This is a genomic window from Xanthomarina arctica, from assembly GCF_014638915.1.
GTDB lineage: Bacteria > Bacteroidota > Bacteroidia > Flavobacteriales > Flavobacteriaceae > Xanthomarina > Xanthomarina arctica.
Window position 1 is genome coordinate 305,008 of record NZ_BMFQ01000004.1, and the last position, 13,059, is coordinate 318,066.

Consider the following 13,059-nt stretch of genomic DNA (forward strand, 5'->3'; position numbering starts at 1 on the left):
TTGTTTTACGGAAAGAATCAAAATATTTATGAGAAAAAAAGTCGCATTTTATACTTTAGGTTGTAAACTTAATTTTTCCGAAACGTCAACTATTGCCAGGAATTTTCAAGATGAAGGGTTCGATCGTGTCGAGTTTAATGAAGTGGCAGATATTTATGTTATAAATACATGTTCTGTAACGGAAAATGCCGATAAGCGTTTTAAAAGCATTGTAAAACAAGCTCAAAAATTAAATCCCGAGGCCTTTGTGGCAGCAATAGGTTGTTATGCCCAATTAAAACCTCAAGAACTTGCAGATGTAGATGGTGTTGATTTGGTTCTTGGTGCTACTGAAAAATTTAAGATTACCAGTTATATTAACGATTTAACTAAAAACGATTTAGGCGAAATTCATTCTTGCGAAATAGAAGATGCCGATTTCTATGTAGGCAGTTATTCTTTTGGAGACAGAACTAGAGCTTTTTTAAAAGTACAGGATGGATGCGATTATAAATGTACTTACTGTACCATTCCTTTAGCTAGAGGGATTTCTAGAAGTGATACTTTACAGAATGTTATAGATAATGCTATAGAAATTTCCAAAAAGGATATTAAGGAAATTGTACTTACTGGTGTTAATATTGGAGATTATGGAAAAGGTGAGTTTGGAAATAAAAAACACGAACATACCTTTCTAGATTTAGTAAAAAAATTAGATCAGGTTGAAGGTATAGAGAGATTAAGAATTTCTTCAATTGAACCTAATTTATTGAAAAACGAAACGATAGATTTTGTTTCTAAAAGCCAAACCTTCGTCCCTCATTTTCATATTCCTTTACAAAGTGGTAGTAATGAAATACTAAAACTTATGCGAAGAAGATACCTGAAAGAATTGTATGTAGATCGTGTTACCAAAATTAAAGAGTTAATGCCTCATGCTTGTATTGGAGTAGATGTAATTGTTGGGTTTCCAGGTGAAACTGATGAATTATTTTTAGAGACTTACAATTTTTTAAATGAGCTGGATGTTTCTTATTTACATGTTTTCACATATTCCGAAAGAGATAATACCTTAGCGGCAAACATGGACGAAGTAGTTCCTAAAAAGGTTAGAGCTAAAAGAAGTAAGATGCTAAGAGGTTTATCTGCAAAAAAACGTCGTGCTTTTTATGAGAGTCAACTAAATACAACAAGAAAAGTTTTGTTTGAAAGTGAGAACAAGGAGGGGTATATACAAGGGTTTACCGGGAATTATGTTAAAGTAAAAGCGCCCTGGAATCCAGAATTGGTAAATACGTTACATGAAGTTGAATTAACAGAAATTGGCGAAGACGGTTTGGTAAGGTTAGAATTTGTGAACGAAATCAGTTATAATTGATTTTTCCCTTAGCTATGCGTGCCTTAACGAGTTTGTGGGTTGTATACCTAATTTAATTGTCCTATTTATTTTTGTAATCTATTTTTGAGAGAAATTAAAGTGATTATGAAAAATATCCTATTAAAAATATCTGTAATAGTATTGGTTTTATCTTTTTCAGCATGTTCTAGTGATGATAATGAAATGTCTGAAAATGAATCTTCAACTATTCAAGGTGTTTGGGGATTGACTAAGGTAACTTTGGAAACGCCTATCGATGTTAATAATGATGGCGTTTTTAGCGATGTTTTATTTGAAGCACCAGGTTTTTTAGCTCATTCTAATATAGAAATTTTGGATGATTCTAACGGAACAATCTTTTTTAGTGAAGAGATTACCTATAACACTAGAATGGAGGATGGAAATTTAATCATGATGGTATCAAGCTCAACTAGAGACGAAAGAGATTTTGATCCAATTACTTACACATTAAGTGGTGGGATAGGAGCTATTTCTTTAGACAATGTTGAATCTTCATTTTTAATCAATGGTAACACCTTGTTATTAACTATAGAAAATGGTTTTATAGCCAAAGATATGGATACTAATGTAGTGACCATAAACCAAAATATAACATACACATTTATTAGATCTTAATTATAGTATTGAATTCAATAAAAAAATCCGAAACTATTTTTAGTTTCGGATTTTTTTATGACATTTCATGAAAGGATATCTAAATTCTTAATCCTACAGGAAGCATGCGTTTGTATTTTCTATTTTTTCTAACAAATTTAGCTATTTCAGGACTTGTAGGTACCACGCTTAAATTACGTTCTTCAATATCGTGAAAGACTGTAATTAAAAATTCATTTTGAAATTCCTCTGAATTAATTTCATCAGGTATGATTAATTTCGTTAAAAAAATCTTTCTTTCTTGTAATGAATACTCAATTTTGGCCAAATGGTCATCAATTTTTAATTCATACTGACGTAAAAAGTCATTATCCACCAGTTCAGATGCTTCTATCATAATAAGAATGTTTTTTATTTAAAAGGAATTTTAGGAGACAGTGCTATTTTTCAATAGTTTTGTAATGCAAATTTACGAAAATTTATTAGATAAATTCGTTTTAAACCTACATAAAAGCTTATGACTCAAGATATAATACATGTTTATTTTGTGCCAGGGATGGCCGCCAGCTCATTGATATATGAGAACATAGAATTGCCTAAAAATCAATTTGAAATGCATATGCTAGAATGGTTGATTCCTTCTGTAAATGAGACGATTGAGCACTATGCCAAGCGAATGAACGAGAATATTATTCATGACAATGTGGTGTTAATTGGTGTGTCTTTTGGTGGTATTTTGGTTCAAGAAATGAGTAAGTATCTTAGTCTAAGAAAATTAATTGTAATTTCAAGTGTCAAGACAAAACACGAACTGCCAAAACGAATGAAACTGGCCAAATTTACGAAGGCATATAAAATTATGCCAACAAGTTTAGTAAATAATATTGATGCCTTGGCAAAATATACATTTGGAAAATCCGTTAAGAAAAGAGTTGCTTTATATAGAAGATACCTTTCTATTACCAATAAGCAATATTTAGATTGGTCAATTAAGCAAGTAGTTTGCTGGAATCAAGACAAACCTCTTGAGAATGCCATTCATATTCAAGGTGATAAAGATATGGTATTTCCACATCGTTGTTTAGGCGAATGTATAACCGTAAAAGGAGGAACTCATATAATGATTATCAATAAATATAAATGGTTTAACGAAAATTTACCAAAATTAATTTTAGATGAATAATTGGCTTGAAATTTGCTGTATATTTATTAAATTTATAAAAACTTTTTATGATGAAATGGGGTAAGAATATATTAGCTTTCATAGGATTGTCTAGTATGATGATGCTTTTTGTTTATGCGATGCAAGATGCACCAACGGACGAGAATTTTGAAAAAAAAATAATTAACGACTATAATGTTTATGCGCTACAAATTCCAGATCATTTAAATTTTGCTGGAGAGGATATTCCATTAGATGATCCAGATATTTATGAACGTATGGACAGAGAATTATTGGTAAATACCTATTGGCAATCCAACGGTTTGTTAATGTTTAAAAGAGCATATAAGTATTTCCCTGTTATTGAACCTATTTTGAAAAAGCATGGTGTACCAGACGATTTTAAATATCTAGCAGTTATTGAAAGTGGTTTAGTGAACGCTGTTTCTCCGGCTGGTGCTAGAGGCGTTTGGCAAATTATGCCTGCCACTGGTAAAGAATATGGTTTGGAGATAAACGATAATGTTGACGAGCGTTACAATTTAGAGAAATCTACAGAAGTAGCTTGCGAATATTTAAAGAAATCGAAGGAACAATTAGGCTCTTGGACTTTAGCGGCTGCGGCATATAATGCTGGAAATTATGGTGTTTCTAAGAGGTTGTCAGAACAAGATGTTACAGATTATTACGACTTATTGTTAGGTGAAGAAACTGGTAGATACTTATTTAGAATTGTAGCTTTAAAAGAAATTATGTCGAACCCAGATAGATATGGTTTCAATTTTAGAGAAAAAGATCTTTATACCGAAATCCCAACTTACAAAGTGGAAGTGGACACAGCTGTAACGAATTTCGCTTCTTTTGCTAAAGGATTCGATATCAACTATAAGATATTAAAAATCCATAATCCTTGGCTAAGAGAACCTAAACTAGATAATAAATCTAGAAAACAATATTTTATAGAAATCCCTAAAGAAGGATATTATAAAACAAAATCTTAAGGAGTCTTTTTTATTCCGAAAATCACAAAAAAAAACAGCTCTAATTTTAGAGCTGTTTTTTTTGATTGAATACGCCACTAGTATTTAGCCTAATAAAAAGTGTCTTAAAAATTAACACATCTAAGAGGTTTAATAGTTATTTATTACTTTATATTTGCCGACTTAAAATAATTATCAAGAATCTCGAAAGGAGATAGCAACCTGCAATAACAAGCAAGGTGCTAAAGCGATAAGCCAATATTTTGGAAAAAATGTTAACACACTTCCTATACTATTTGCTTTTTGTCTTCTTTCTAAAATAAAAGTCTAAATGACAGAAATTAAGCAAGCATCATCAGGTTTTAAAGCCCTAATTCCATTATTCGTATTTGTTTTTACTTTTTTAGGAATAGGTATCTACAACAATGATTTTTACCTATTGCCAGCTCCAATAGCGGTTATATTAGGCATTGTGGTTGCTTTTATCATGTTTAAGCAGTCGGTTAATTCTAAAATTGAAACACTTTTAAAGGGTTGCGGAGACAGTAAGATCCTAACCATGTGCTTAATCTATTTATTAGCGGGTGCCTTTGCGGCTGTTACTAAGGCTACTGGAAGTGTCGATTCTATAGTAAATCTTGGTTTAGATTTTATTGCAATCCAATATATCTACTTTGGGGTATTTGTTATAGCAGCCTTTCTATCAATTTCTACTGGTACTTCTGTTGGTGCTATTGTTACTTTAGCTCCAATTGTTGTTGGGTTTGCCGGTCAAGGTGAAATCTCCTTAGCAGTGCTTTGTGGCGCCTTGCTAGGTGGCTCCATGTTTGGAGATAATTTATCTGTAATATCAGATACAACTATTGCGGCAACACAGTCTCTAGATTGTAAAATGAGTGATAAATTTAAAGAAAATATAAAAATTGCCCTTCCCGCAGCAATTTTAACTTTGGTTATTTTAGTTTATCAAGGATTCGGTTTAGAATCTGATTTTCCAGAAAATGTGGTTTACAGCTATTCGATTATAAAAATACTACCTTATATTTTAGTTGTTTTACTTTCTGTTAGCGGGGTAAACGTATTTGTTACTCTCTTTTTGGGTATTATTTCTGGAGGATTTTTAGGTGTTATGTATGGAGATTATTCGATTATTGAATCTACCAAAATTGTATATTCTGGCTTTACAAATATGACTGAGATCTTTTTATTGTCTTTACTAACGGGTGGTTTAGCCGCTCTTGTTGAAAAAAACGGGGGCATAGATTATGTTTTAAATAAAATTAAAACTTTAATTAAAAGTAAGAAATCGGCTCAGTTTGGGATAGCAGCTTTGGTCGGTTCTATTAATTTAGCAATAGCTAATAATACCGTATCTATAATTATAGCAGGTACTATGGCAAAAACAATCAATGATGAATACTCCTTAAATAATAAAAAAACAGCTTCAGTATTAGATGTTTTTGCTTGTATAACTCAAGGCTTATTACCTTATGGAGCACAAGTTTTAATGATTTTAAGTTTTTCCAACGGTCAAATTGGTTATTTTGATTTAGTTGGAAATACGTGGTACTTGCTTCTCTTATTTATAAGTGTTATGCTTTTTATAACCTTTAATTCTTCAAATTCAATAATTCAAAAATCTGAAATTTAATTTAAACAAATTAAAAGATGAAATAACGGTTAGTTACTTCGTCTTTTTTGAGCACGCATAGAGCCACCTTGACCATAATGTTGTGTAGGTGCTTGAGCACGCTTCATGTTATCTTTCATCATTTTAATCTGCTCCTTTAGCATGTCGCGTTTATCTAATTTTTCAGCCTCCTTTAAAAGTAAATGTGCTTCCTGTTTTCTTCTTTTGCTGAAGGCAATTCCAGCTAAATTCAATTTAGCCATAGCCATATCATGATCCATAGATAAACCTAAAGTAATGGCTTTTTTGAAATACTTTTCAGCTTCATTCATATTGTCTTGAGAAACCATAATTCCGTTAAGAAAATTATAATAACCTTGTTGCTTTTTAATTAAAGCAGTTTCAGGGTTTTTAATTCTATTCAACCATTTTTGTGCACCAACAAAATCTTGTTTTCGAAGACGTAAAAAGGCTAATAATATAATTTCATTTTTAAAATATAAGAAAATGAATATGGTAGATAGTAATAGAAACATAATACCATTTCCTATAAGGCCTTCAGTAAATTGGAAAATAGCATAAGCGATTATCAATCCTGCGATAATTAATTTAAATATTTTATTGTACATTTTTTTTTGTTTTATAAGTTGTTTTCGAAATAATTGTTGTCGGTATTTCTATGTTTTCCATTTGGTTCATAACAGTAGTTCCTTTGGTAGTAGAATTTACAGTTATTGACTCGGGGAAACCGGATAGTTTATTAGCAATAATTTGAGTTTCCTGAGTTCCTTTTAAATTCATAACGTAGGATCCTTCTTCAGAAGCCATAGTTACATTACTTTTAGCATTTAAAGTAATGTTTTTACTTAAGTCTATTAAAGTCCAAGTGTTGTTTGCTAAAAGATCGCCTGTATATTTGTTAGTCCATTGATCTCCAACCAAAACTTTCTTTTTAGGATAAAAATAAGTCACTTGCTCAAAACTTTTAGAAAGACTTTCATTACCATATTCTTTTTTTAGAGCTTCAATGGTAAGTTCTTTGGTAAATTCATCTTCAATTCCGGCATTATAAACCATTTTTTGAATCATAGCATCTGTTCCTGATACGTTTCGGATTTTGCCGTTTTTGAGCATTTCAATTTTTAAGACAGAATTTGTTAAGCCAGAGAACATTTTTGACTCAAAATCGTCATCTTTGATCTCCAAATTTGTGTCTATATTCATTAAATCACCATAAATATTGGATGTAGTTTGTAATTTAAATCGCATAAACCTAAAATTTATTAGATAAGAACTATCTGTTTTAGCAGTTACAATTAAATTAAAATCACATTCTATATTGTTAGACATTTCATGGTTTGAATCTGTAATGTCTTGAATTATTTGTTGCGTCGAAACCTGTGTAATAGACAGATTATCACCTATATTAAGTTTGTATTCTAATGTGTTTTGTGAAAAAACAAAATTAGAAACAGCTAGAAAAAAGACTGTTATTTTAACAACAAAAGGGTTCATTATATATGCTTTGTTTTGGAAGTGCAAAGAAACTAAATTTTTATTGAAAAAATATTTTTAAAATAAGGTTTGTCAAATAAAAAAGGGTTTGTATATTTGCGCTCAGTTTTAGACAAAGAGATAAAACAGATTATTTAGTTATATAGAGATTTTAAAAAAATAAGACAATGCCAAAAAGAACGTTTCAGCCGTCAAAGAGAAAGAGAAAAAACAAACATGGTTTTAGAGAAAGAATGGCTTCTGCCAATGGTAGAAAAGTTCTTGCACGTAGAAGAGCTAAAGGAAGAAAGAAAATTTCTGTTTCTTCTGAAGCAAGACATAAAAAATAATGATTAACAATTGTTAATATATAAAAGGTGTTACTTAACGGTAACGCCTTTTTTTATATCTAATTTTCAGTAATTTTGCAAACACAACGATAACAATATATTACTATACAAAATGCCTAAAAATTCAAACCTTAAATCTATTCTAATTATTGGTTCTGGTCCAATAGTCATCGGGCAAGCATGCGAATTTGATTATTCTGGAACACAAGCATTGAGATCCTTAAGAGAAGATGGAATTGAAACTGTTTTAATCAATTCTAATCCAGCAACTATCATGACAGATCCTTCTATGGCAGATCATGTATATTTGTTGCCTCTTACTACAAAATCCATAGTTCAAATTTTAAAGGAGCATCCTCAAATTGATGCAGTTTTGCCAACAATGGGTGGGCAAACGGCTTTAAATTTATGTATTGAAGCAGACGAAAAAGGTATTTGGAAAGATTTTAATGTAGATATTATTGGGGTTGATATAGACGCGATAAATATTACTGAAGATAGAGAGAAGTTTAGAGAGTTAATGCTGAAAATTGGCATTCCAATGGCTCCACAAGCAACGGCTACTTCTTATCTTAAAGGAAAAGAAATTGCTCAGAGATTTGGTTTTCCCTTGGTTATTAGAGCATCCTTTACATTAGGTGGCGCAGGAGCTTCTTTTGTGCATACGGAAGATGAATTTGATGAATTGTTAACTCGTGGATTAGAAATTTCTCCAATTCATGAAGTAATGATTGATAAAGCACTTATTGGTTGGAAAGAATATGAACTGGAGCTTTTAAGAGATTCAAATGATAACGTTGTAATTATTTGTTCTATTGAAAATATGGATCCTATGGGAATCCATACTGGAGACTCCATTACTGTTGCTCCAGCAATGACATTAAGTGATAGAACTTATCAGAAAATGCGTGATATGGCCATCCATATGATGCGAAGTATTGGAGATTTTGCAGGAGGTTGTAATGTGCAATTTGCTGTAAGTCCAGATGAAAATGAAGATATTATTGCTATTGAAATTAATCCGCGTGTATCTCGTTCTTCAGCTTTAGCAAGTAAAGCTACTGGTTATCCTATTGCAAAAATAGCTGCTAAATTGGCTATTGGATATCATTTAGATGAATTACAAAATCAGATTACAAAATCTACTTCAGCTTTATTTGAACCAACGTTAGATTATGTGATTGTTAAAATTCCTCGTTGGAATTTCGATAAATTTGAAGGCAGTGATAGAACTTTAGGACTTCAAATGAAATCTGTTGGTGAAGTTATGGGAATTGGACGTTCTTTTCAAGAAGCCTTGCATAAAGCAACACAATCTCTTGAAATTAAACGAAATGGTTTAGGTGCCGACGGAAAAGAAAATAAAGATTACAACCAAATTATAGAGAAATTAACGTATGCTTCTTGGGATCGTGTTTTCATTATTTATGATGCTATCTCAATGGGAATTCCGTTAAGTAGAATTCACGAAATCACTAAAATTGATATGTGGTTTTTAAAGCAGTATGAGGAATTATATTTGCTTCAAAAAGAAATTTCTACATTCAAAATAGACACCATTCAAAAAGATTTATTGCTTGAAGCCAAGCAAAAAGGTTATGGAGATAGACAAATTGCACACATGCTAGGTTGTCTAGAAAGTCAGGTTTATAATAAAAGAGAAGAATTAGGTGTCAATCGTGTGTTTAAGTTAGTAGATACATGTGCCGCGGAGTTTAAAGCAAAAACGCCTTATTATTATTCTACGTTTGAAAGTGATGTAGAAACCACAGATGGAAAACGTTTTGCAGATAATGAAAGCGTTGTTTCAGATAAAAAGAAAATTATAGTATTAGGTTCTGGCCCAAATAGAATTGGACAAGGTATCGAGTTCGATTATTGTTGCGTTCATGGTGTTTTAGCTGCTGCGGAATGTGGTTACGAAACCATTATGATAAACTGTAATCCTGAAACGGTTTCAACCGATTTTGATACAGCAGATAAGTTGTATTTTGAACCCGTTTTCTGGGAACATATTTACGATATTATTAAGCATGAAAAACCAGAAGGCGTTATCGTGCAACTTGGTGGACAAACGGCTTTAAAGCTTGCTGAGAAGTTAGATAGATATGGTATTAAAATAATTGGAACAACGTATCAAGCTTTAGATTTAGCTGAAGATAGAGGCTTGTTTTCAAACCTACTTAAAGAGCTTAATATTCCTTATCCTGAATTTGATATAGCAACAACAGCAGATGAAGCTGCAGCAATTGCTGATGTTTTAGACTTCCCTATTTTAGTAAGACCATCTTATGTGTTAGGAGGTCAAGGCATGAAGATTGTTATTAATAAACAAGAACTAGAAGAGCATGTTGTTAGTTTATTAAGACAAATGCCTGGAAATAAATTATTATTAGATCATTATTTAGATGGAGCCATTGAAGCTGAAGCAGATGCTATTTGCGATGGTGAAAATGTGTACATCATCGGAATTATGGAGCATATTGAGCCATGTGGTATTCACTCTGGTGATAGTAATGCGACGTTGCCTCCTTTTAATTTAGGGGAATTTGTAATGCAACAAATTAAAGATCATACAAAGAATATTGCATTAGCTCTAAATACCGTAGGACTAATAAATGTTCAATTTGCCATAAAAGATGATATTGTTTATATTATCGAAGCCAATCCAAGAGCTTCTAGAACCGTTCCTTTTATTTCTAAAGCCTATGGAGAACCTTATGTTAATTATGCCACAAAAGTGATGCTAGGTGAGAAGAAGGTCACAGATTTTGACTTCAAGCCAGAATTAAAAGGGTATGCTATCAAGCAACCCGTTTTCTCTTTTAATAAATTTCATAATGTGAATAAGAAACTTGGTCCAGAAATGAAAAGTACTGGGGAAAGTATTCTCTTTATAGATAGTTTAAAAGACGATGATTTTTACAATTTATACGCAAGAAGAAAGATGTATTTGAGTAAATAGACTCTTTTTAAAAGCAACATATTTAATACCATCAGATAATTTCTGATGGTATTTTTTTTTATACCAAATACAAATATAGAATCCCCGTTAGTATGGCTATCCCAAAGCTAATAAGAGTTCCTATTAGAATATATTCTGTTAGTTTTCGGTGTTTGCTTTCCTTTAAATCTCCAAATCGAAACACAGATTTGGCTGTTATTAAAAATCCAACAGCTTCCCAATGATCTGTAATAATAAATACAAAGACCAATAGGCGTTCAAGCATTCCAATGTATTTACCTGCATCTTCAAGTGACTCATTTCCTGCAGTTAGTTTTTTAATATCCCATTTGCTAAAAATGATCATCATGAGTATCGATACGGGACGAGTTAAAAATAGCACACAGGTTATTAGTAATAAAGAGTTTTCGGTAATAATGGATGAGAAGTCAAATTGATTTTCCGTAAATAAAAAATAGGCCAAGAAAATCATGATAATATGAAGTAGTTGATCTATGAAAAACCAGCGTCTTTTAGTTTTCTTCTTTTGAAATACGATTTTAGAAGCATCTATAAGGAAATGAGAAACACCAATGATTAGAATTATTGGCCAAAGAGATAAATTCCATAATATCAAGAATAATAAGGCAACATGTATAGCTATATGAATGTAAAGTTCAGGAGATTTTAATTTGTTCTTCTCTTTTTGCTTTATTGAATTTTTAGATTGAAAAACAAAATCCCCAATTAAATGGGCTAAAAAAAGTTTTATCAAAAGAATCATATTACCTGTTTTATTTTTTGTTGATACATTGTATTTAAGTCTAGAATGTCGTCTAAATTAGCTCGTTTCTGTCTTCTGCTAACCGTATTCTGATTAATGCCTAGTATTTTACCCAAATCCTCTTGAAGAGCTTTAGGGTTTTCTAAACTTAACTTAACCATCTCAGCTTGGTTTACGGTCCAACGATCCATGATCCAAATCGCTAATTTAAAATAGAGATTCAGTTCTTCATCTAAAAGTTTATTAGAAGTAGTTATTTTAAGATTCTGCTTGCTTTTTTTAAGGGTTTCTAAAGTCTCACCAGAGTTTTGAAAAGCTTCCCCTTGAGATTCTGTCACGTTTTCACCTTGGTATGTTTTAGAACCAATTCCTATTGAAAGTCTTACATCCAAACCTTTAATAGTTTTTATACACGCTTTAAGATACAGGGCGGCTTCAAAACTTTTCTGAACATTTTTAATTTCTATTTGAAAACCATCACCTCTATATATTTCCCATAAAGAGTTGTCTTCTTCTAAGGTTGAAAGTGCGTCCTTTAAAGTCTCCAACCACAATTTGGGATTGTTTATAGTTCTAGATTTTATAATATCTCCTGTTATTACGCTAGTCATAATTTATTACTGTTGGAATATATGGTTCTATAAAGTGATATTTATAAATATCCTTTAATTACGTGATAATACAAATTATCCTTTAATTGCGTGATAATATAAATTATCCTTTTAATACGTGATATTAAAGATAGTATGTTTTGAGACATTATCAAATAAATTTTGAAGGAAATAAATTATTTTATCTGATAATCAGTTTTATAAGTAAATTAGAATTCTACTTTAACCTTGAAAGCTTCTAAGGTATGCAGGTAATTTTCAGCAGAAAAGTCTTTATCATTAAATTCTTTATGTCTGGTTCTTTTTGTTTTAATAAGCTCGATGGCTTTTAAAAAGCGTCTAACCTCAATTTGACTCCTCAAAATTAAACCAGGAACAACAACAGACTCATTGACGTCGTTTTTTGCAACCATTGTAAAATAGGAGGAATTACAATGTTTTATAGTTCCAGTTATAATATTTTCGGAAATAACACGAATCCCAACAACCATAGAGGTGTTTCCTACAAAATTTACTGATGCTTTCATGGTTATTAGTTCTCCAATTTCAATAGGATTTAAAAAGTCGACCGTATCAACAGAGGCAGTAACGCAATAGGCTTCTGAGTGTTTTGAGGCACAAGCAAAAGCAATTTGATCCATTAAATTGAGAATGTAACCCCCATGAATTTTTCCATTAAAATTGGAATGCGAAGGTTTCATTAATTCGGAAATTGAAATACGGGAATCTGAGGATGGTTTGAAAGATGTTTTCATTTAAAAGCGTCTGTTATTGCGTTGGGTGTCTTCTTCAACTTTAGTAATAAAAAACTTAGTATCTCCTAGCCAAAAGATGCTTTTATAACGTTCAAAATAATGAAGTTTTACATATTTTCCTTGAAAATCGTTTAAATTTTGAATGACCTCTTTTTCCTTATCTTGAACTGAGAACTCAAATAATTGTCCTTCAGAAACTCCTTGACTAATTTCGCCTTCCCAAGTTTTTATTAAAACACCTTTACTACTAAATTTAACCAATTCGCCCGCACGAATCCCTTCGCTATACGTGGCAAAATAGATAAAAGCAGAATAGCAAGCTAAAACCAGTATAAGGACAATTGAGAATTTTATTAGAAATTTTTTCATGAGATTTA

General features: G+C 31.4%; 14 protein-coding genes and 1 riboswitch. Of the genes, 7 read left to right on the forward strand and 7 right to left on the reverse strand.

Annotated elements, in window-relative coordinates; genetic code table 11:
- Nucleotides 1–28 precede the first annotated feature (28 nt).
- Together mtaB and IEV77_RS16420 are read left to right on the forward strand one after the other, a co-directional pair.
- The gene (mtaB, locus tag IEV77_RS16415) at nt 29–1,357 is read left to right on the forward strand and encodes a tRNA (N(6)-L-threonylcarbamoyladenosine(37)-C(2))-methylthiotransferase MtaB (protein WP_188466810.1); all 1,329 of its coding nucleotides are present in this window, start codon (nt 29–31) and stop codon (nt 1,355–1,357) included.
- Between the two features lie 105 nt (nt 1,358–1,462).
- Nucleotides 1,463–1,993 (forward strand): hypothetical protein, encoded by a 531-nt coding sequence (locus IEV77_RS16420; RefSeq protein WP_188466812.1) that lies wholly within the window; start codon nt 1,463–1,465, stop codon nt 1,991–1,993.
- 79 nt (nt 1,994–2,072) lie between these two features.
- Here the strand turns inward: IEV77_RS16420 and IEV77_RS16425 are convergent, their stop codons facing one another.
- Nucleotides 2,073–2,369, reverse strand: a complete 297-nt coding sequence (locus IEV77_RS16425; protein WP_188466814.1) for an N-acetyltransferase — start codon at nt 2,367–2,369, stop codon at nt 2,073–2,075.
- Between the two features lie 120 nt (nt 2,370–2,489).
- Between IEV77_RS16425 and IEV77_RS16430 the strand changes: the two genes are divergently transcribed.
- From IEV77_RS16430 to IEV77_RS16440, 3 genes are all read left to right on the forward strand, one after another.
- Nucleotides 2,490–3,155 (forward strand): alpha/beta hydrolase family protein, encoded by a 666-nt coding sequence (locus IEV77_RS16430; RefSeq protein ID WP_188466816.1) that lies wholly within the window; start codon nt 2,490–2,492, stop codon nt 3,153–3,155.
- Nucleotides 3,156–3,205: 50 nt separating this feature from the next.
- Nucleotides 3,206–4,135 (forward strand): lytic transglycosylase domain-containing protein, encoded by a 930-nt coding sequence (locus IEV77_RS16435; protein WP_188467088.1) that lies wholly within the window; start codon nt 3,206–3,208, stop codon nt 4,133–4,135.
- A gap of 166 nt (nt 4,136–4,301) precedes the next feature.
- A riboswitch (SAM-I-IV-variant riboswitch) is annotated at nt 4,302–4,397 on the forward strand.
- A 48-nt stretch (nt 4,398–4,445) separates the two neighbouring features.
- Nucleotides 4,446–5,765, forward strand: a complete 1,320-nt coding sequence (locus IEV77_RS16440; RefSeq protein ID WP_188466819.1) for a Na+/H+ antiporter NhaC family protein — start codon at nt 4,446–4,448, stop codon at nt 5,763–5,765.
- A gap of 29 nt (nt 5,766–5,794) precedes the next feature.
- Here the strand turns inward: IEV77_RS16440 and IEV77_RS16445 are convergent, their stop codons facing one another.
- Nucleotides 5,795–6,373 carry a tetratricopeptide repeat protein gene (locus tag IEV77_RS16445; protein ID WP_188466821.1) on the reverse strand — a complete coding sequence of 193 codons (579 nt, stop codon included), beginning with the start codon at nt 6,371–6,373 and terminating at the stop codon, nt 5,795–5,797.
- Nucleotides 6,363–7,259: a DUF6263 family protein gene (locus IEV77_RS16450; RefSeq protein ID WP_188466822.1), complete on the reverse strand. Its 897-nt coding sequence runs from the start codon at nt 7,257–7,259 to the stop codon at nt 6,363–6,365. Before IEV77_RS16450 ends, IEV77_RS16445 begins: the two co-directional genes overlap by 11 nt.
- A gap of 167 nt (nt 7,260–7,426) precedes the next feature.
- Here IEV77_RS16450 and rpmH point away from each other — a divergent pair, with 167 nt between their 5' ends.
- Nucleotides 7,427–7,588: a 50S ribosomal protein L34 gene (gene rpmH, locus IEV77_RS16455; RefSeq protein ID WP_109682791.1), complete on the forward strand. Its 162-nt coding sequence runs from the start codon at nt 7,427–7,429 to the stop codon at nt 7,586–7,588.
- 112 nt (nt 7,589–7,700) lie between these two features.
- Nucleotides 7,701–10,553, forward strand: coding sequence for a carbamoyl-phosphate synthase large subunit (gene carB, locus IEV77_RS16460; RefSeq protein ID WP_188466823.1), 2,853 nt, complete (start codon nt 7,701–7,703; stop codon nt 10,551–10,553).
- A 58-nt stretch (nt 10,554–10,611) separates the two neighbouring features.
- Here carB and IEV77_RS16465 read toward each other — a convergent pair whose 3' ends face one another.
- The 4 genes from IEV77_RS16465 to IEV77_RS16480 all read right to left on the reverse strand — a co-directional run bounded on the left by IEV77_RS16465 (nt 10,612) and on the right by IEV77_RS16480 (nt 13,051).
- Nucleotides 10,612–11,316 (reverse strand): DUF3307 domain-containing protein, encoded by a 705-nt coding sequence (locus IEV77_RS16465; protein WP_188466824.1) that lies wholly within the window; start codon nt 11,314–11,316, stop codon nt 10,612–10,614.
- Entirely contained in the window at nt 11,313–11,927 is a 615-nt protein-coding gene (locus tag IEV77_RS16470; RefSeq protein WP_188466825.1) for a transcriptional regulator, read from the reverse strand. The genes IEV77_RS16465 and IEV77_RS16470 overlap by 4 nt, the downstream gene beginning before the upstream one ends.
- Nucleotides 11,928–12,136: 209 nt before the next feature.
- Nucleotides 12,137–12,682: an acyl-CoA thioesterase gene (locus tag IEV77_RS16475; protein WP_188466827.1), complete on the reverse strand. Its 546-nt coding sequence runs from the start codon at nt 12,680–12,682 to the stop codon at nt 12,137–12,139.
- Nucleotides 12,683–13,051, reverse strand: a complete 369-nt coding sequence (locus IEV77_RS16480; RefSeq protein WP_188466829.1) for a DUF8785 domain-containing protein — start codon at nt 13,049–13,051, stop codon at nt 12,683–12,685. It lies immediately after the preceding gene.
- Between the last annotated feature and the right edge of the window lie 8 nt (nt 13,052–13,059).